Origin of the sequence: Haloprofundus marisrubri (genome assembly GCF_001469955.1) — an archaeon.
Classification (GTDB): Archaea; Halobacteriota; Halobacteria; order Halobacteriales; family Haloferacaceae; genus Haloprofundus; species Haloprofundus marisrubri.
The window spans coordinates 18,466-37,171 of the sequence record NZ_LOPU01000011.1 but is presented as its reverse complement, the minus strand read 5'-3'; the positions used below and the strand labels follow the sequence as shown (position 1 = coordinate 37,171).

General features: G+C 65.2%; 15 protein-coding genes and 1 pseudogene. 5 read left to right on the top strand and 11 right to left on the bottom strand.

Annotated elements, in window-relative coordinates:
* Positions 1–84 precede the first annotated feature (84 nt).
* The gene (gene gghA, locus AUR64_RS01995; protein WP_058580279.1) at positions 85–2,538 is read right to left on the bottom strand and encodes a glucosylglycerol hydrolase; all 2,454 of its coding nucleotides are present in this window, start codon (positions 2,536–2,538) and stop codon (positions 85–87) included.
* A gap of 6 nt (positions 2,539–2,544) precedes the next feature.
* Positions 2,545–4,530 (bottom strand): alpha-amylase MalA, encoded by a 1,986-nt coding sequence (gene malA, locus AUR64_RS01990; protein WP_058580278.1) that lies wholly within the window; start codon positions 4,528–4,530, stop codon positions 2,545–2,547.
* Positions 4,531–4,676: 146 nt separating this feature from the next.
* Here malA and AUR64_RS01985 point away from each other — a divergent pair, with 146 nt between their 5' ends.
* A complete protein-coding gene (locus tag AUR64_RS01985) occupies positions 4,677–9,203 on the top strand; it encodes a glycoside hydrolase family 15 protein (RefSeq protein WP_058580277.1) in 4,527 nt (1,508 codons plus the stop codon).
* 49 nt (positions 9,204–9,252) lie between these two features.
* Here the strand turns inward: AUR64_RS01985 and AUR64_RS01980 are convergent, their stop codons facing one another.
* Positions 9,253–9,528: a hypothetical protein gene (locus AUR64_RS01980; RefSeq protein WP_058580276.1), complete on the bottom strand. Its 276-nt coding sequence runs from the start codon at positions 9,526–9,528 to the stop codon at positions 9,253–9,255.
* 36 nt (positions 9,529–9,564) lie between these two features.
* A complete protein-coding gene (locus AUR64_RS01975) occupies positions 9,565–9,756 on the bottom strand; it encodes a hypothetical protein (RefSeq protein WP_058580275.1) in 192 nt (63 codons plus the stop codon).
* A 495-nt stretch (positions 9,757–10,251) separates the two neighbouring features.
* Between AUR64_RS01975 and AUR64_RS01970 the strand changes: the two genes are divergently transcribed.
* The 3 genes from AUR64_RS01970 to AUR64_RS01960 all read left to right on the top strand — a co-directional run bounded on the left by AUR64_RS01970 (position 10,252) and on the right by AUR64_RS01960 (position 11,638).
* Entirely contained in the window at positions 10,252–10,503 is a 252-nt protein-coding gene (locus AUR64_RS01970; protein ID WP_058580274.1) for a hypothetical protein, read from the top strand.
* 117 nt (positions 10,504–10,620) lie between these two features.
* A complete protein-coding gene (locus AUR64_RS01965) occupies positions 10,621–11,100 on the top strand; it encodes an SRPBCC family protein (RefSeq protein WP_058580273.1) in 480 nt (159 codons plus the stop codon).
* Between the two features lie 127 nt (positions 11,101–11,227).
* The gene (locus AUR64_RS01960; RefSeq protein WP_058580272.1) at positions 11,228–11,638 is read left to right on the top strand and encodes a VOC family protein; all 411 of its coding nucleotides are present in this window, start codon (positions 11,228–11,230) and stop codon (positions 11,636–11,638) included.
* A 20-nt stretch (positions 11,639–11,658) separates the two neighbouring features.
* Here AUR64_RS01960 and AUR64_RS01955 read toward each other — a convergent pair whose 3' ends face one another.
* Both AUR64_RS01955 and AUR64_RS01950 read right to left on the bottom strand, forming a co-directional pair.
* The gene (locus tag AUR64_RS01955; protein ID WP_058580271.1) at positions 11,659–12,636 is read right to left on the bottom strand and encodes a DMT family transporter; all 978 of its coding nucleotides are present in this window, start codon (positions 12,634–12,636) and stop codon (positions 11,659–11,661) included.
* Between the two features lie 61 nt (positions 12,637–12,697).
* Positions 12,698–13,246: an FAD-dependent oxidoreductase gene (locus AUR64_RS01950; protein ID WP_058580270.1), complete on the bottom strand. Its 549-nt coding sequence runs from the start codon at positions 13,244–13,246 to the stop codon at positions 12,698–12,700.
* Between the two features lie 82 nt (positions 13,247–13,328).
* Here AUR64_RS01950 and AUR64_RS01945 point away from each other — a divergent pair, with 82 nt between their 5' ends.
* Positions 13,329–15,140 (top strand): site-2 protease family protein, encoded by a 1,812-nt coding sequence (locus AUR64_RS01945; protein WP_058580269.1) that lies wholly within the window; start codon positions 13,329–13,331, stop codon positions 15,138–15,140.
* Positions 15,141–15,160: 20 nt separating this feature from the next.
* Here AUR64_RS01945 and AUR64_RS01940 read toward each other — a convergent pair.
* The 5 genes and pseudogenes from AUR64_RS01940 to AUR64_RS01920 form a co-directional block, all read right to left on the bottom strand.
* Positions 15,161–15,927 (bottom strand): annotated as a pseudogene (locus AUR64_RS01940) (class I SAM-dependent methyltransferase).
* A 77-nt stretch (positions 15,928–16,004) separates the two neighbouring features.
* On the bottom strand, positions 16,005–16,766 hold the full coding sequence (queC, locus tag AUR64_RS01935; protein ID WP_082230552.1) for a 7-cyano-7-deazaguanine synthase QueC: 762 nt from the start codon (positions 16,764–16,766) through the stop codon (positions 16,005–16,007).
* Positions 16,767–16,819: 53 nt separating this feature from the next.
* Complete coding sequence (locus AUR64_RS01930) at positions 16,820–17,605, bottom strand: 7-carboxy-7-deazaguanine synthase QueE (protein WP_058580268.1); 786 nt, start codon at positions 17,603–17,605, stop codon at positions 16,820–16,822.
* Between the two features lie 2 nt (positions 17,606–17,607).
* Entirely contained in the window at positions 17,608–18,069 is a 462-nt protein-coding gene (locus tag AUR64_RS01925; RefSeq protein ID WP_058580267.1) for a 6-pyruvoyl trahydropterin synthase family protein, read from the bottom strand.
* A 136-nt stretch (positions 18,070–18,205) separates the two neighbouring features.
* Positions 18,206–18,610, bottom strand: a complete 405-nt coding sequence (locus tag AUR64_RS01920; RefSeq protein ID WP_058580266.1) for an acyl-CoA thioesterase — start codon at positions 18,608–18,610, stop codon at positions 18,206–18,208.
* Between the last annotated feature and the right edge of the window lie 96 nt (positions 18,611–18,706).

Here is an 18,706-nt window from a genome sequence, read left to right as displayed (position 1 = left end):
ACGCGGACGGGCGACTGATATACTTTCAGTCGTTTGACCGCTTATCCGACTGCAGAACGAAAAGAGAGCGGTTCCGCGTCCGACTCAGGGCGTCCGCGACCAGACGACTGCGTCGCCGTTCGAGAGACGGATGCCGCCGGGTGTCTCCTCGGCGTCGAGTGACTGCAGTTCGACTTCCCAGTCGCCGGTCGGCAGGTCGGGAACGTCGAGCGACCCGGGGAACACCTCGATAGGGACGCCTTCCATGTTGGCGGCGAACAGCAGTTGTTCGTCGCCGTCGGGTGACTCGCGGAAGCCGTAGTACAGCACTGTCCCGTTGGTCGGGTGGCGGTAGTCGAAGAAATCTCCTTCGGCGAGGTCCGCGCGAAGCCACGGCCGGCGCTGGCGGAACTCCCGAACTTCGAGGTCGAACGCCGTCCGCTCGGGGTCCTGTTCGTCGGCGTGCGCCGCGAGGTTGGCGAAGTCGTGAACGTCGCGCATCCACGCGTAGCCGAACGCTTCGAGGTCGTCGGCCGAAAGCTCCGAGAAGGGCGTGTCGAGCGCCTGCAGCATCGTCGCCATCGTATCGAGGTCGTAATCGGTCGCTTCGACGGCCGACGACAGCGCCCGGATGAACGTCCGCAGGTCGCCGAGGTCAGTGAAGCCGAGTTCCTTCAGTCGCTGGAACTGCGCGTCGTCTTCGAACTGCTCGGGGCGAATCTGCCAGTCGACGAAGTTCGACTCCTCGGAGACGACTTTCACGTTCCACGGCGCGTCCGTGTCGCGGACGAATCCCCACGGTGCGCGCATGTTGGCGTGTGCGAAGTCCATCGGGACGCCGGGCATAAATGCATGGAAGAGCGCCGTCGACGCCGCGTTGTCGTAGGCTTCGTCCAGCGTCTCGGGGAGCGTCTCGCCCAGATACGGGTTCACCGGCGACTGGTTGAACTCCGCAGAGGCATCGATTTGGGTGCCCCGGCGGATGGTGTCGTGGTTGGCGACGCCGGTCAGCCACTGGCCGCCGAACTCGGCGACTTCGCGGACGCGCCACCACTTCGTCGCCCAGAAGGTGAGAAGCGCGGGCGTGTTGTGCGCGAACGTGATGGGCGACCACTGAAACGAGTGGGGGTGCTGTTCGATGAGCGCCCGGTACGTCGAAGCGAGTTCCCAGTCCTCTCTGGGCCACGGGCGGCCGTCCTCGTAAATCATCCACGGGCGGTAGGTCGTTCCACCGACTTCTTGAACGACGGCGTCCATCTCCGTGAGGAACGCGTCGTCGTGAATCATCTCGTCTTTCTCCTCGTCGTAGTAGGTGAAGTCCTGTGCGCCGTCGACGCGGATGCCATCCGCACCGAAGTCCATCTTGCGGCGCTGCATCTCCAGCAAAATCGCGCGAACCGTCGGTTCGGTGTAGTCGAGATGCTGGCCGTACATCCCCGGTCCCTCGAAGTAGTAGTCGTTGAGGAGTTCGAGGCCGCCGTTGTCGGCGTGGCCGAGGGCGATGTCGAAGACGACGCGAATCGGCCGCGGCAGGTTGTGGAGCGTAGCGATGAACTCGACGAGTTCGTCGGGACGGCCGGTTTCGAGAATCGCGGGATTCACCGCCGAAAAGCCGGCGACGACGATGTCGTAGCCCCAGTTTATCATGTCGGGGCGTTCGGCGCTTACCGAAACGGATTCGCTTCTCTCACTCTCGTCCGATTCGGCGCGTTCGGCGTCCTCGGGTCGGAAGTACGGCTCTCGGTCTTCGTTTTCGGTCAGCGGTTCGACCGGCATCACCTGCACCGCGTCGTAGCCTGTGAAGTTGCGCTCGGCGGGCGTGAGTTGCTCGCCAGTTTCCCACTTGCGACCGATTTCCTCGTACGTGCGCGCGAGACCTGCGAGGGACCCCGCTTCGCTCGACGTGCCGGGGTGGAGTTCGAGCATACTCACCGCGGGGTCGACGCGGGGCAGGCCGTCGTGTTCTGTCGTCGAAATCGGTTCGTCGTCGGTGCCCAGTTCCTCGAAGTACTCGCGGTCGGCGCGGACGGCGTCGAGGCGGTCGAGGTCGTACACCTCCGCGGGCGCGAACACGCCGAACGGCACCGACACCGACAGCGGGTCCTGTATCTCGTGCCACTCGTTTTCTTCCTCGTAGACGAGTTGATAGAGCGACCCCAGTTGCGCTTTCGTGCCGGGTCGGACGCCCTCGACGACGCCCCAGTGGTACGCGCCGTTGCGTTCGAGCGGAACGCGTTCGCGGTGGAACTCGTGGGTTTCGGTCTCCGTGTCGAAGGCGACGTGTCCCGATTCGGTCGGCGTCAGTAGTTCGAGGTAAACGTCGGACTCCGAGACGCCGTCGTCGACGAGTTCGGGCGTCCAGAAGCCGAACTCGGCGCGGCCCGCTTCGGCGGGCGACGCGTGGTGGTCTCTGTCGCCGACGACGTGTGCACCGAGACGCGTGACGAGTTCTTTCGCGGCCTCGAACGGGTCGTCGTGGCGGTCTTCGACGCTTTCGTGCCACGCGAGTAGCTCGGCCGTCTCGTCGGAGAGCAACCGCGCGGGCGTCTGTTCACTCATCGCTCGTCACTCGTCCACCGGGAGGACCGCGACGTGGTCGACGTACAGGCCGTGTTCGTCGGCTTCGAGCCTCTCGCCGGAGACGACGTCGTGGTTCTCGACGGAGACGCCGAACTCGACGGGCGCCGGTTCCGCGCCGAAGTTCAACGCGACGACGTACTTCTGTCCATCCTCGCGGGCGAACGCGACGACGCGGTCCGACTCGGCCTCGTAGTCGATACGGCTGAACTCGCCGTCGTAGCGCAGTGCGTCCGTCTCGTTGCGCGTGTCGATGAGCGACTCGTAGTACGCTCTGAGGTCTTCGTTCGCGTGTTCCCACGCGAGGGCGTCGCGTCGGCCCAGTTGACCGAGTTCCTGGCCGCCGTACAGCATCGGGACGCCCGGCAGCGTGAACAGCGCCGCGCCCGCGGCGTACGCCTCAGGGTCGCCGCACTCGACGATGTATCGAGTCTCGTCGTGATTTTCGAGGTAGAGCATGAACGACGCGTGGTCGGGGAAGCCGACTTCGGTGCGCTGTTCGACGGCGTCGAGGATGGCCTCGGCGGGTTCAGCGCCGCGACCGACCTGCCGGAGCGTGAAGTACAGCGTCGTGTCGAAATGCATGTCGAACGCCAGGTCGTGGAAATCCGCGATGTACGGAATCGTCTCGTCGAGGAGCAGGAACTCGGGGTCGCGCGTCTTGAGGCGTTCGTGGAGTTCCGTCCAGAACGGGCGTGAGACGGCCCACGCCATGTCACAGCGGAACCCGTCGGCGATTTCGGCCCACGTGTCCACGGCGTCGAGCAGGTGTCGTCTGACTTCGAGGTTCGTGAAGTCGAAGTTGGCGATTTTCTCCCAGTCGAAGTAGGTTCCGGGTTCGCCGCTCTCTTGCCACTCGTACCAGTCGTAGTACTCCGACTCCGGATTCTTGTACGCGTCCTCGTAGAACGGATGCTGACGCGCCGAGTGGTTGAGCACGAGGTCGAACAACACTTTCATCCCGTGGTCGTGGGCGGCGTCGACGAACTTCTCGTACTCCTCGCGCGTGCCGAGGTCCTCGGCGATGTCGAAGAAGTCGGTGATGTTGTAGCCGTGTGGCGCGTCGTCGTTCTGCAACACGGGCGTCAGCCACAGGCAGTCGACGCCCAGTTCTTCGAGGTAGTCGAGTCGCTTCGTGAGCGCCTCGAACGTGTTGTCTGCCTCCTCGTCGTCGGAGGCGAACCCGCGGACGTAAATCTCGTACAGCGTCACGTCCGTCGACCACGCCGGCGGGTCGTTCAAGCGGACGATGGAGATGTCGGCGTCGGCGTCCGCCGAGGAGTGGCCCTCGACGTCGACGCGACCGGACGAGGAGATTTCGCCGCGTTCGATGGCGACGGCGTCGGGGACGCTGTAGGACTCGCCGACGGCGACGGCGTGAACGCGCGTGAGTTTCGGCAGCGCCGAGACAGGAATCCGAAGCTCCCAGCCGTCGACGGTCACGTCTCGCTGGCTGAGGTCGTCGCGGTCGTCGACGAGGAACTCCACGTCGAGCGACTCGCGCGGTTTGTTGCTGTTGGGGTTCGTCTGCGGGTCCGCGCGGATAACGACGGTGTCGCCTTCGACTGCGCCGTGCAGTTGGATTCGTGGTCGGCCGCCGCCATCGCCACCGCCGGAGCCAGCGCCCGACCCGGAACCGGTAACGTCGCCGCTCTGTCCGGTCGGCCGCGCGGAGCCGCTAGCGAAGCCGCTCATCCCGCTCACGCCGCCGCCGGTTCCGGCGGGCGCGAGTTCGCCGGGGAACGCGCGAATCGTCTGTCGGTGCGTGCCGTCGGGTGCGTCGAGTTCGACGACGTACGTGCCGGGCGCGTCGGGCGTGATGAACTCGACGGGGTCGTCGCCGAGCGAGACGTCACTGGTGAGCGGTGCGGATTCGACGCGCCAGCGGTACGTCGCGTCGGGGTCTGGGTCGGTCGGTGCGAGTTCGAGCGTTCGTCCAGCCGCAGTGAATCGCGGCGGACCTGGGTGGTGCATACGCGTGCTATCGCACCCGGCAACATTGACTTTACGCCCGTCCGAACTGTTGCCGCGCCCGAAGAGTGACGGGAAATTGAGGTGTCGTGGTTGCGCCACGAGCGACTGCCACCAACGCTTATGCTATTTCGTCTCGCTTCTCCTCCATGAGACTCCGAACCGCGTTGAACGATTACAAGCGAAATCGTGGCGCGCGTTTTCCGGAGGAGTGTCCGACCGCGAACGGGGCCTTTTCGGCGCACGGAGACCGTTTGGTCTACGTCGACCCCCGCGGACGCCTCCGAGATTATTCGTCTTCACTTTCCGGGCTTTACGGTATCGACCGGTCGCGTTTCGGCATCGAAACCGACGACGGAACGCGTTGGTTCGACGAACTCGACGCCGTCCGTCAACACTACTACCGCGAGACGAACGTCGTCGAGACCGAGTACGACGCGGGCGCGTACACCGTCCACCAGTACGACCTCACGCTCGGCCGAGCACACGTCACGCACGTCGAACTCCGCGGCGCGATACCTGCAGACGCGCATCTGACCGCGTTTCTGACGTTCGCACCCGAGGGTAGAGAGACGCGCGTCGGCCGCCTCATCCACGAGACGGCGGGCCCGAACGGCACGAAAGCCGTGGAGGTGTTCCACCGCACCGAACACGACTACGTCACTGCGTCGACGGGTATCACGGACGTGCGCGGGCAGATTCCCGAACGCTTCGACGAGATGCTCTCGGGCGACTCGTTCGACTTCCCCCGCGAAGCCGTGTTGAACCGCTACGAGGACACTCACCTCAGCGGCGACATCGTCGTCTCCGCGCCGTTCGAACGCGAGGGCCGCGCCGCCCGAACCACGTACGTCACGCAACTGTCCGACCACAACGAGTTGACTCGCGAGCAGGCGCTGGCGGACCTCAGCGACTGTGCGCTCTCGCACGCGACGGCCGACGATTTGCGCGAAGCAGGCCGGATGCGCGCCGAAGTGTACGTCCCCGACGGCGCGCCGAACGCCCGCGTCGTCCGTTCTGACCTCCGGGCGCTGTCACTTCTGACCGCGCCGACGGGCGCACACATCGCCGGACCGGAGTTCGACCCGTTCTACGCGCATTCGGGCGGGTACGGCTACACGTGGTTCCGCGACGACGCCGAAGTCGCCGCGAACCTGCTCGAAAGCGACGAACTGCTCGATTTAGACGTCGACGACCAACTCCAGCGGAGCGTCGGCTTCCTCTGTGACACCCAGCAGGACGACGGGTCGTGGGCGCACCGCGTCTGGGCCGTCGACGGGTCGCTCGCGCCGGGGTGGGCACACGGCCGCGTCGAAGGCGGCGACAGCGACGAGTACCAAGCCGACCAGACCGCGAGCGTCACGCTGTATCTCGCCACGTACCTACGAAAGCGCGGCAGACGGCTGAGTTCCGCCGAACGCCGAAAAGTTCGAGAGAGTATCGACCGCGCGGTGACCGCGATGGACGAGACGCTCGGCGACGACGGCCTCCCGATTCGCTGTCAGAACGCCTGGGAGAACATGAGTGGACGCTTCACGCACACGGCCGCGACGTTCCTCGAAGCGTACGCCGCCGTCGCGCGCGCGCCGGTCACAGACGACCTCTGCGACCACGCGGAGTCGCAAGCCGAGGCGGTCGCAGCGGGCCTCGACGACCTCTGGCTGGAAGACGAGGGCCACTACGCGCTCCGTCTCGACGGCAAACATCACGACCCCCGACTCGACTCCAGTACGCTGGCGCTCGTGGACGCCTTCGACGAGTACGGTCACCTCACCGACCTCGACGATAGGGAACTCGACCGACTTCGCGACCACGTCGGCGAGACGCTCGACGGCCTCTACCGAAACCCCGAGGGAACGCCCGTCGCTGGTCTCGTCCGCTTCGAGGACGACACGTGGCGACGCGGCGACCAAGAACCGCCGAAGGTGTGGTCGGTGTCGACGGCGTGGGGAGCCAACGCCGCAGTCAAACTGGCGGTGCTTCTGGGTCGCTTCGGCTTCGACGGCGAGGCGTTCCTCGTGCGCGCGGAAGGACTGTACGAACTCCTGTTGCCCGAGGGTCCCTTCGCCACCGAGGCCGGCTATCTCGCAGAGCAGGTGTTCGACGACGGGACGTTCGACAGCGCCACTCCGCTCGGGTGGTCGCACTCGCTGCGACTCGTGACGACGGCGCTTCTCCGCGAAGTCGACGCGCTTCCGGTGAGTACACCCGCGCCCTCGGGTCCCGAGGAGTGGCCGCGGTGGACCACCGGCGAGAAGTACGGCGTCGGCACCGTCGCCGACCACGGCAGCGAGGACCCCTCCCGCGTCTGGTTTACGCTCACCGAAGGCGCGCTGACGGAGGTTCGCTTCCCACGCGTCGACCTGATGAACCTGCGGACGCTCGATTTCCTCGTCGTCGACGCCGACGAGGAGTCGAGTTACACGGCGAGGACGTACAACGAGACGCGCCGCGACGACGCCGCCGAGACGATAGAACGGCGTGCCGAAATCGTCGAGGAGGACGCACTGGTGTTCCGCCACACGGTCGCCGAACGCGGCGACGGCCGTGGCCACGAGTGGGAACTCGTCGTTGAGTACGCCGCCGACCCCGAACACGACGCGCTGGTGGTCGACGTCTCGTTCGAGGCCCAAGACGGCCACGAGTACCAGTTGTACACCGTCGCGGACAGTTCGCTGACCAACACCGGGGCGAAAGACCGAGGGATGCGACTCGGCAAACCCGGCAGCTACCACCTCGTCGCCCGCGACGCCGGTGCGTACGACGTTGGCGACCCGCTGCTCACCGACGCAGAGGGCGAACCGTACAGCGTCGCACTGGCGCTCGCGGCGGCGAACCGCTTCGAGTGGGCCACCGTCGGCGTCGCTGGTTCGGAGTATCTTCACGGACTGTTCTCGGGCGGTGAGCAACCCGAGTCGCACTCGCGCGTCGACGACGAGAACATCGTCCTCGTGGGCCGGGTCGGCATCGGAACCGACCTCACGGAGACGCTCGCGCTCGGCTTCGGTGAGAACGCCGACACGGCCGCAGCGCTCGGTGAGGCGGCAGGCGCGCTGACCCGCGGCTACGAGACGGTTCGAGCGGCGTATCTCGACTCGTGGGAGCGGTTCCTCGAACCGAAGGAGTTGCCCGCGAGCGTCGTCGACGACGACGACCTCAGAGCGCAGTACAAGAGCTGTCTCATGGGGCTTCGCGCCGTCGAGGACAAGACGTTCTTGGGTGCGGGTATCGCCTCACCTTCGGTACCGTGGGGCGAGGCGGTCAGCGCCGAGGAGGCGAAAGGCTACGGCTACAACTTCGTCTGGTCGCGTGACCTCTACCAAGTGTTCACCGTGTTCGAGGCCGTCGGCGACCTCGAAACGGCCGAAGACGCGCTGGCGTACATCTACAACTACCAGCAGGACGACCACGGGTTCATCCCGCAGAACTCCTATCTCGACGGCCGCACCCGCTGGGGCGGCGAGCAGATAGACAACATCTCGTTCCCGCAGGTGATGGCGTACCAGTTGTTCGAGGACGGTCTTCGCTTCGAGGACACCGACTACGAGTACGTCAACGTCAAGCGCTCGGCGGACTACGTTGCGCGCAACGGTCCCGCAACTGCACAGGAGCGCTGGGAGGAGGAGGCGGGCTACTCGCCGTCGTCTATCGCCGCCGAAATCGCGGGTCTCGTCTGTGCGGCCGCCATCGCGACCGACGAGGGCCGAACCGACGATGCGCTGGTCTGGTTGGCGTTCGCCGACGACTGGACCGCCAACGTCGAGAAGTGGACTGCGACAGAAACGGGAACCGAACTCCACACGCACACGCCGTACTACGTTCGGGTGACCCGTGACGGCGACCCCGAAGCAGGCCACCTGCGAACGCTGGCGAACGCGGGGCCGACGCTCGACGAGCGTGAAATCATCGACGGCGGATTCCTCGAACTCACGCGCCTCGGCATCAAGCCGTGGGACGACGAGGTGGTTCGCAACTCGGTGACCGAAGTCGACGAGACGATTCGCGTCGACACGCCGTACGGCCCCGCCTTCTACCGCTACAACGGCGACGGCTACGGTGAGCAAGGCGGCGACGAGGAGGGCGCACCGTGGTCCATCGAGACGAAAGGTGAGGGACGACTCTGGCCTATCTTCACCGGCGAACGCGCCGAGTACGAACTGCTCGCCGGCACCGAAAGCGGACCGCTAGCGCCCGAAAACCTGCTCAAGACGATGGCGGCGTTCGCCAACAGCGGCCGGATGCTCGCCGAGCAGGTGTGGGACCGCGACCAAGAGACCGACTACAACTGGGAGTTCGGCGAAGGAACCGGCTCCGCGACGCCACTGGCGTGGAGTATGGCGCAGTTCGTCCGTCTCGCCCACGGTATCGACGCTGGAGAACCGGTCGAGATGCCGACGGCCGTCGCCGAGCGCTACCTCGAATCCGACCGACCCGAGGGACCGTCTGTTCGCGTCGACACCGACTTCCGCGGCGACGCGATTTACGTCAGCGGCGAAACCGACGCCGCCGTCGTCGTGGTCCGGACCGACGAGGGGACCGAACTCGTCGAACCCGAAGACGGGAAATACGAGGCGACGGTCGACGTCTCCCACGGGGAAAACCAGATAATCGTCGCGGCGGCGTCCGATTCGAACTTGACTGTCGCGGGGACGACGGTGAAGCGGTTCACGCTCTAAGCGGCGAAACGAACCGGGAACGAACCAGACGTTCGGTCGTTCCCGGCGTTCAGTCATCTCCGACGTTCGGTCGGGGCGTCCCGCTGCGCGCCTGTTTCTCGCGGACGTAGACGTAGGCGAAGAAAGCGGGGATACCGGGCAAGAACCCGGCGAAGAACAACGCCGTCACACCGAGTGCCCACGCCGGTGCGTACGCCATTCCGTGATTTTTCGCGTCGTAGTAGACGAACAGACCAGCGCCTATCGGGACGGCGAGAATCAGGAGGATAATCGTCAGTTCGGGACCGCCCGGTAACGCGCCGAACAGCGGGGTTGGAGGGACCATAGCTCCGAAATGACAGGGGTGGTGAATAAGTCTTGTCTACAGGCCGATGACTTCGCCCCCTCCCCTGACCAAGTCGACGACGATGTAAAACGGAATCATCCATAGTAAGATGAGGGCGATGAAGACTGCCACTGTGACGACTGGGTGACTCTCGCCCGACCCCGTCTGTAGAAACGTCATCACGACGAACCACAGCGTGGCGAGTCGGACGAGTTCGTCTCTGTTCATGCGACACTCCGGTTACGCAGTGAGCGGATTCGATTCGACGAGTCGGCAGCTGTGGAGAGCATACGCCTCAGTTCTCACGATAACCGACAAATTCGTTCTGGTCACAGACGTCGTATAAAACAGTACCGCGGGCATGTGTCACACACTCCGAGTACGATTAAGTGACAACCGAGTATACAGACGAGTGAGACGCCCCCGCTGGCGTCCACACACGGAGGACACAACCCATGCCACTTCCAAAAATCCCGACCGACGCCGTTCCAAAGCGCACGCTCGGTTGCGCGTTCGGCGAGTGGGTCGGGGTCCTCCGCGTCTCACTCCTGCCGATGGAGTCGCGCGGGAACTAACCCCGCTCGACTCCGTCGACGCGCGCTACCATCGAGAGCGACTGGTCTCGCCATCGCCGGTCCCCACGCCGCTTCGGCCCTCACTTCCGGCCTCGCTCTCGTCGCCGCGTCTGTCCAGTTTCCGACCACCGATACCAACCAGAGAACGATGTACACGACGTCACAACACCGCAGTACCGCCCGGACGACCACCACGACCACCGCCGACCCCACGTTTACCGTCACCGTTGCGCTCGCCGTCGCTCCCTTTGCGACGGCCGTTGCACTGTCGTACGCGGCGTTCACCGCCGTCTTCGCCGTCGGTGTCGTCACGACGCTCGCGTTCGTCGTCGCCCGCCGTCAACTGGCGGAGACGACGAGTCGCCGAACGGCCGCGCTCGAACGCAGCACTCGTGCGTGAGCGTGCCAGTGCAGGCATCCGTGTACGAGCGTGCCCGTTCGTGACTGTAACCCGCGTGCGAGCGAACGTGCCGCCACGGACGACCTTTTGTTTCTCACGCCCGTAGTGTCGACACCGATGGCCGTCTACAAGCGACGAGTTCGCGTCGCCGCGCCGCTCGACGAGGTGTGGGAGTTTCACTCCCGAATCGAGGGACTGGAAGCGCTCACCCCCGAGTGGATGGGACTCACCGTCGAGGGCGTCCGCGGCCCCGACGGCGAGGAGGACCCCGACGTTCTCGACACTGGAACCGAGATTCGAATGGCGATGCAACCGCTCGGCGTCGCGCCGAAACAGCAGTGGACCTCCGTTATCGTCGAACGCGAAGCGGATGGCGAATCGCCGTGGTTCCGTGACGAGATGGCCGGTGGGCCGTTCCCGAAGTGGGTCCACACCCACGAGTTCTACGGTGACGGCGACGAAACGATAGTGTCGGACACCGTCGAGTACGAACTCCCCGGCGGCGAACTCGGGCGGGCGATGAGTCCCTTTGGGCGAGTTGGCTTCGAACCGATGTTTCGCTATCGCCACGAGAAGACGAAGGAACTGCTCGGGTAGCGGCGTCGCTTCGGCGGGGCTGTTTAGCTGGCGTCGCCGTTGCGGTGGTGGTGAAGTTCTCGTGGGAGCGTCGCCGTCGTGTGGCGTCGCCCCGCAGGATTTTGTCTCGGGACGCCGAACCGTCGGTATGGACATCTCCGTCGTCGACGTCGACCACGTCGCCATCCGCGTCACCGACCTCGAACGCGCGCTCTCGTTTTACCACGATTTGCTCGGCATGGAGATACGGGACCGCGAACGCTTCGAGGCGGGCGAAGTGCCGTACGTCGCCGTCGTCGCCGGCGGCCGACACATCCATCTCGTGCCGACCGACGAGGACGAAAAAATCGACGTGGGCGGCGAACACATCTGTCTGCTCCTGCGCTCAAAGGAGATGGAGACCGAAGGCGAAATCGAGTCGCTGCTCTCGGAACTCCGAGAGCGGGGCGTCGAAGTCGAGGAAGACGAACCGTACAAACGGTACGGAGCGTACGGCCGCGACTGGGCGGCGTACGTCCGCGACCCCGACGGTCGGCGGGTGGAGTTGAAACTCCACTGAGAAAACAGGAGTACAGAACCTCAGGAGTCGGCGATGGCCGTTTCTTCGGTTTCCTCAGTCGCCTCGGTCGTCTCGGTCGTCTCGGTCGCCGCGTCGCCATCGTCGTTGCCTCCGCCCGAGGCCGTAACGTAGATACCGCCGAGAACGACCGCACCACCGGCGAGCGTCACGGGCGTCGGCACCTGCGAGAGGAGCACCAGCGCCAGCAACGTGCTCCCCACCGGTTCGCCGAGCAGTGAGACGCTGACGACGCTGGATTCGAGGTGCGCGAGCGCCCAGTTGATGACGGTGTGGCCGAACAAGCCGGGACCGAGTGCCATCGCGGCGAACAGTATCCACTCGCGGGCGGGGTAGTCGAACAGCGGGAGGCCACGAGAGACGGTCAACACGAACAAAACCGCCGCACAGGCAGCGTAAACGACCGTCACGTACGGAAACAGCGCGACGCGCTGTCGCATCGAGCGACCGGCGAGAACGTATCCCGCTGCGGTGACCGCGCCGACGACGGCGAGGGCGTTGCCGTACAACGGGTCGTCGCCGACGACGGCCGCACCCGTGAGAAAATCGCCGAGCGACATGACGACCATGCCGACGAGGGCGATGGCGATGCCGACGACGGTTCGACCGGTGACGCGTTCGTCCAGCAGCGCCCACGCGCCGAGGGCGACGAACAGCGGTTGCGCCTGCACGAGCGTCACGCTCGCGGCGACGGAGGTCCAGTTGAGACTCTCGAACCACGAAGCGAAATGCAGCGCCAGCGCTGCGCCTGCGATACCTGCGAACAACAGGTCGCGGCCGCCGATGCGTGCGAAGTCGCCGCGATTTCGCGTGACGGCGACCGGCGCGACGAGAACGAGCGTGAACAACACTCGATAGAAGGCTTTGACGAGACTCGGCGCGTCGCTCCACGTCACCAGAATAGCGCTCGTACTGACTGCAAGAACCGCGACGGCGAGGCCGGCAAGCGGCGAGACGCGGGTGTCGGTGACGTGGTCCACGGAAAGAGGTGTCGGCCCGCGAAGGTAGCCGTTGTGGAAACGGCGAACACGACGCTCGGTGCTACGCTTCGGCGCGGGTGACCGACGCCGACTCCGCCGAGACGATAGCGAGGCCGGCCACCGCTCCGTCGGCGACGGAGACGAGCAGTCGGGTCTGTGGGTCGGCTTCGGGGTCGCGCGCCGCCGACCCGACGGCGTAAACGTGTGCCATCGAGGTACGGCAGTCGTGGTCGATGGAGAGCGTGCCGTCGGCGTCTCGGTCACAACCGACATCGGCGGCGAGCGACCGGTCCCCGCCACACGCGAAGACGACGTAGTTCGCGGCGTAATCCTGTCGTTCGGTGCTAACGGTGAACTCCGAGCCGTGGGTTTCGACCAGTTCGACCCGCTCGTCGCGGAAATCGACTCCAAACTCGCCGACCCGTGACCGGGCACGAGCGAGAAACGCCGACCCGTCGACGTCGTCGTAGCCGAGGTACGCGGGAATCGATACCTCTCGGAGCGGACTCTCGCCCGTATCGAACACCGTCGTTTCGAGGCCGTGTTTCGACGTGAGCAGCGCCGTGCTCAGCCCGGCCGGGCCGCCGCCGAGTACTGCGACGTGTGCCATACGTGAACTAAAGCCACAGAAGGAGATAACGTCTCTCCGACCGTCCGAACGTTTATTTCGTCGGCTTTCGACGACGTTCACGATGGTTGATACGCTGTGGCTCTGGGCAGGTGCGCTCGTCGGGGTCACACTCGTCGTTTTCTTTCTCGACAGACGCGGCGCGTTGCCCGACTGGGTCGAGGTGATGGGTCCGTTCGTCACGCTTCACACCGTCGCCGGCAAGCGCCTTCTCGACCGGTTCGCAACGCCGCAGCGGGCGTGGCGGGTGGCGGGAACCGCGGGCGTCGTCGGCGCGGCCCTCGCGTCACTCGGTCTGTTTGCCCTCGTGTTGTTCGCAGGCTACGCCGTCGTCGCCGGGCGCACGACGAGTCCGGTGACGGAGCCACGAAACGTGTTGGCGATACCCGGCGTGAACGACTTTCTCCCGCTGGCGGCGGCCCCGGCTATCGTCTTCGGCCTTCTCGTCGGCATCGTCGTCCACGAGGGCGGCCACGGCCTGTTCTGCCGGGTCGAAAACATCGACATCGACTCGATGGGGGCGGTGTTTCTCTCGGCGATTCCTTTCGGCGCGTTCGTCGACCCCGACGACGAGAGTGCCGAGCAGGCTGGAAACTGGGCGATGAGTCGCGTCTTCGCCGCCGGTGTCGCCGCCAACGTCGTCACGACCGTCGTCGTTCTCGTGCTACTTTTCGGCCCCGTTGGTGGCGCTATCGCCGCCGCCCCCGGTGCGCCCGTCGATGGCGTGGTTCCCGGTGGTCCCGCCGACGTCGCCGGCGTCGACGCCGGCGACCGAATCACGGCCGTCGACGGGCAGCGAGTGAGTTCGGCTTCCGGCCTCGACTCGGCGCTGGCGAACACCGATGGGACGTTCACGCTCGAACTGAACGGCGACGACGCGGATGCTCGGCGAACGGTCAGCGTCGAGCGAGCGGTGACGGTGACCAGTGTCGTCGCCGGCGATACAGATACCGGGAGTGGTGTCTTCTCGACCGAACTCGCCGCGGGTGAGGTCGTCCGCTCGGTGAACGGCGAGTCGGTGCGGACCGACGCCGAGTTCCGCGAGGCGCTCGCAACGAGCGAAACCGTCACCGTAACGACGGAGAACGGAGTCGAATCGACGTTCCCTGCGGGGTCGCTCGGCACCGTTGTCGCTGACGGAGCGTTGGCCGAGGCCGGAGTTTCGGCGGACGCGTCGGTGGTCGTTACCCGATTCGACGGCGAGCGAGTCGTCTCGTCGGCCGACCTTCTCGCGGCGCTCTCGGAGACTGACCCCGGAGAGCGTGTTTCGGTCGTCGCGTACGCCGACGGCGAACGACGGACGTACGACGTGACGCTCGGCGGCAGTGGCAGTGGCGGTGCTGACGGCGTCGAACAGGGCGTTCTCGGCGTTCGCCCGGTTTCGGGTGTGAGCGGGCTGACGACGACGGATTTCGGCGTCTCTACCTATCCGACGGCGTCGATACTCGCACATCTCACCGGTGAGAGTTGGAACGGAAGCGCGTGGGGTGTCGTCGAACTGTTGGTGTCGCTCACGCTCCTCCCGCTTGCGGCCGTCGCCGGCCTCGAATCGGCGAACTTCGCGGGCTTTTCCGGCGACGTGGCGAACTTCTACGTCGTCACGGGACCGCTCGAACCGCTTGGCGGCGCGGTGTTCGTCGCCGCAAATCTCCTCTTCTGGTCGGCGTGGTTCAACGTGCAGTTGGCGGTGTTCAACTGCATTCCAGCGTACCCACTCGACGGCGGAAAGTTGCTGTACACGGGCGTCGACAGCCTCCGAACGAGATTCGAACAGGGGGAGGCAGCGTCGTGGACGGCGAAGATTCCGATGGCGGTGACAGGCGTCGTGAGCCTCGTGATGGGCGTCGCCGTCGTGCTCATGGTAGTCGCCTCCTGAAGCCGGTCACCTCACCTTCGCTACTCGATTTTTCGCCCGTGAATCAGCACTTTGAGATTCGAGAACGCGACGACTGTTCCGTCCGTTCTGCGTTCGATTTCGTACAGTTCCGTCGCCATCTCGGACGCAGTTCGGAGCCGTCGTTGGAGTTCCTCGCGGTCGTCGGCCGACACGTCGGTTCGGTCGGCCCACGACTCGAAGTCGAGACGGCGCTTCAGTCGTTCCGTGGCGTCGACTTCGATTCCCGCTGCCTCGAACCAGTCGCACCACTGCGATTCGGTGGAGAGCGAGACGTGTGTCGAGTCGCGCAGACGTTCGATATCGTCGAGAAACGCCGCGAGGTCGTCGTCTTCGGGAACGATGTTGTCTTCGAAAGCGAGGGGCCGCCGGGTTCGAGGACGCGGGCGACCTCCGAGACGAACGCCTCGGGGTCGGGGAAGTGGTGGGCGGCGATACGACACGTCACCGCATCGAACGAGTCGTCTGCGAACGGGAGGCGTTCCGCGTCGGCGACGACGCCCGGGAGGTCGAACTCGCGGGTCGCGGTGGCGACCATTTCGGGCGTGAGGTCGGTGGCGACGACGTCGCCCGCACTCGCGGCGGCGACTGCTCCGGCGGTGTGTCCGGCCCCCGTCGCCACGTCGAGCACGCGGGTGGCGTCCGTACACCACTCGGCGAGCGTCGCCAAGTCGTCGCCCGCGCGGTGGGCGTCGCTGTCGAAGTACGCGGACGCAGCGTCGCCGAACGACCGCGCGTTGTCGCGTTTTCGGTCCGCGTTCTCGGTCATGTTTGGGGGGTTTAGATAGCGACTGAAAAGAAATAGCGAGTGCGGCAGGGTTCGCCGGGTGAGGAGAACGTAACCGCTCAGTCGACGTACTGGGGTCGCTCGGCGTACTCGATAGGGTCGCGGACGCCGACGTTCTGGAACGCTTGGAGTCGGTACGCACACGAGTCGCACGTGCCGCAAGCGGGTTCTTCTGCTCTGTAGCAACTCCACGTGTGTTCGAAGGGAACGCCGAGTTCGACGCCGCGTTCGGCGATGTCGGTCTTCGAGTCCTCGACGAACGGCACGTCTATCGAGATTTCGGTCTCGGGTTTCGTCCCCACGTCGACCATCGCCTCGAACGCCTCGAAGAACTCCGGGCGGCAGTCGGGGTAGCCCGAGTAGTCCTCGGAGTGTGCGCCGACGAAGACGGCTTCGCAGTCGTTGGCCTCGGCGTAGGAGACGGCCATCGACAGCAGGTTCGCGTTGCGGAACGGGACGTACGTGTCCGGAATCTCCTCGTTTTCCATGTCGGCGTCTTCGACGGCCATCGTGTCGTCGGTGAGACTGGACGCGCCGATGTGCTTCAGGTGGTCGGTTTCTATGTGCAGGAAGTCGCGCGCGTCCATCTCCTCGGCGAGTTTCGTCGCGCAGTCGTACTCTCTCGTTTCGGTTTTCTGGCCGTAGGAGGTGTGCAGAAAGTAGAGGTCGTAGCCGCGTTCTTTCGCCTCGTAGGCGGTCGTCGCGCTGTCCATCCCGCCGGAGACGAGGACGACGGCGCGCTTTTCGGCCGCCTCGTCGGAGGGTCGCTGTTCGTCTGCGGTCGAATCGTCGCTTGCGGTGTGTTCGGTGTCGTCGGTCATGAGTAGTCAGAGTCGTCGGGTGCGGTGTGTTCGGTGTCGTCAGTCGTGGACGGTCACTTCTCGGGGGCGTCGTTCCAGAGGTCGACGTGGATGCGCGGGGTGTAGCGGTAGCCGTGTTCGAGTGCGAGGTCGGCGACGAGTTCGCGAGTGTCGTCTAACTGCTCGCGGGTCTGTCCTTCGGGCATCAACAGCACGTCGTCGTCGTAGATGGGCATGTTCGCCGCATCGCGGAGGTCGGCGACGAGCGACTCGATTTCGGCCATATCCTCGCGGCCGGTAACGACGAACTTGAGTTGGAAACCGTGGCGGTCGACGAGCGTCGCCAGCGCGTCGAGGTCGATACGCCGATTTTCGTGTTTTTCGGCCCACTCGCCGTCGCCTTTCGGGTCGCGGTCGGGCGTCGGGGTGCTGCTTTCGAGTTTCGGGCTGATACTCGCCAAATCGACCGGTGCGTCGGGGACGATGGTTCCGTTGGTCTCGACGGTCGTATGGTAGCCACGGTCGGCGAGTTCGCGGAGCAAAACGGTCGACGTATCGTGAATCAGCGGTTCGCCGCCGGTCAACACCACGTGGTCGGCGTCGAACGACTCGATTTCGGCCAGAATCTCGTCTAAACCCATCCAAGCGTGCGTGGGTTCCCACGAAGTGTGATAGGAGTCGCAGAACCAGCAGCGGAGGTTGCAACCGCTGGTTCGGACGAAGACACTGGGGACACCCGCGAGTTTCCCCTCGCCCTGTAGCGAGACGAACAACTCGTTGATGGGTAGGGCGTCGCCGTCGGGTTGGCCCACTCTGGTCGTGTCGGCGTCGGTATCGTCGACGTCTGAGGAAACCGGCATCGTCAGAAACCGCTGCCGCAGAGTTCGCTCGTCTCGCTCACTTCGACGGCGATGTCGCTGACGGTGTCGGGGAGCGCCGCGGCGAGTTTCTCCTCCAAGACGACGCTCATCACTTCGGCGGTCGGCGGCGCGTCGAGAACGACCGTCGCGTCAGCGTCGCCGGCGGCGTCGAACGCGTCGACCAGCGGGTCGCCGTCTTCGAGCAGGAACATGTGGTCCCACTCGTCGATGACCGCCGTAACCTCGCCTTTGTCGACGACCCACCCCTCCTCGGTCAGGTCGCCGACGAGACGAATCGAAATCTCGTAGTTGTGACCGTGCGGCCGACTGCACTTTCCGTCGTGGTGCAGCAAGCGGTGGCCCGCGCTGATGCGGATAGGTCGGTCGCGGCCGATGTGGAGGACTCGCTCGCCCGCACGCGAGGCGAGCGTCTCTCGGTCGTCTCCGAGTGCACTCTGAGTCATATCTCAAGAATACTGTGTCGGCTATAAATACGTGGCGTCAGCTCGGCCGGAGCGACTCTCGGTAGCAGGAAGCGACGCGAACCACGGGGGACAGTTTACGATTTGTACAAATCGTAGAATTTTTCGAGAGGTCCCGTCAGTCGAGCGCCGGTTCGTACTCGTGGAACCGCTCGCGCCACTCGCTCGGGACCGACGTGGGTCGTTTCGTCTCGCGGTCGACGACGACCTGCGTCGTCTCGGCGGTGGCGACGACGTCGTCGGTACGGAGTTCGTACTCCATGGTGAAACTGGAGTCGCCGACGGAGGCCACTGAAACGCCGACGGTGAGTTCCTCGTCGAAAGTGACCGGTTTTCGGTAGTTGAGTTCGAGATTCGCAACGACCATCGGAAGGTCGTCGGCGGTGAGGTCGAGTACGTCGCGGAGATACCGGATGCGCGCCTGCTCGCAGTAACTGGCGTAGACGGCGTGATTGACGTGTCCGAGCGGGTCGAGGTCCCGGAACCGCACTTCGATGTCGGTCTCGTGGGCGAGCGTTGTCATCGCCGAACCTGTGCCGGCCAGTGGGTAAACGGCGGCGATTCGTCCGACGGATGACGCAGCGAGGGGGTAGTCGCGTGAAGACGTTCGGGCGAACCT

Excerpts from the sequence above, each read along its gene's own strand:
- gghA (WP_058580279.1), bottom strand. The coding sequence starts at position 2,538 with ATGAGTGAACAGACGCCCGCGCGGTTGCTCTCCGACGAGACGGCCGAG.
- malA (WP_058580278.1), bottom strand. The coding sequence starts at position 4,530 with ATGCACCACCCAGGTCCGCCGCGATTCACTGCGGCTGGACGAACGCTC.
- AUR64_RS01985 (WP_058580277.1), top strand. The coding sequence starts at position 4,677 with ATGAGACTCCGAACCGCGTTGAACGATTACAAGCGAAATCGTGGCGCG.
- AUR64_RS01980 (WP_058580276.1), bottom strand. The coding sequence starts at position 9,528 with ATGGTCCCTCCAACCCCGCTGTTCGGCGCGTTACCGGGCGGTCCCGAA.
- AUR64_RS01975 (WP_058580275.1), bottom strand. The coding sequence starts at position 9,756 with ATGAACAGAGACGAACTCGTCCGACTCGCCACGCTGTGGTTCGTCGTG.
- AUR64_RS01970 (WP_058580274.1), top strand. The coding sequence starts at position 10,252 with ATGTACACGACGTCACAACACCGCAGTACCGCCCGGACGACCACCACG.
- AUR64_RS01965 (WP_058580273.1), top strand. The coding sequence starts at position 10,621 with ATGGCCGTCTACAAGCGACGAGTTCGCGTCGCCGCGCCGCTCGACGAG.
- AUR64_RS01960 (WP_058580272.1), top strand. The coding sequence starts at position 11,228 with ATGGACATCTCCGTCGTCGACGTCGACCACGTCGCCATCCGCGTCACC.
- AUR64_RS01950 (WP_058580270.1), bottom strand. The coding sequence starts at position 13,246 with ATGGCACACGTCGCAGTACTCGGCGGCGGCCCGGCCGGGCTGAGCACG.
- AUR64_RS01945 (WP_058580269.1), top strand. The coding sequence starts at position 13,329 with ATGGTTGATACGCTGTGGCTCTGGGCAGGTGCGCTCGTCGGGGTCACA.
- queC (WP_082230552.1), bottom strand. The coding sequence starts at position 16,766 with ATGACCGACGACACCGAACACACCGCAAGCGACGATTCGACCGCAGAC.
- AUR64_RS01930 (WP_058580268.1), bottom strand. The coding sequence starts at position 17,605 with ATGCCGGTTTCCTCAGACGTCGACGATACCGACGCCGACACGACCAGA.
- AUR64_RS01925 (WP_058580267.1), bottom strand. The coding sequence starts at position 18,069 with ATGACTCAGAGTGCACTCGGAGACGACCGAGAGACGCTCGCCTCGCGT.
- AUR64_RS01920 (WP_058580266.1), bottom strand. The coding sequence starts at position 18,610 with ATGACAACGCTCGCCCACGAGACCGACATCGAAGTGCGGTTCCGGGAC.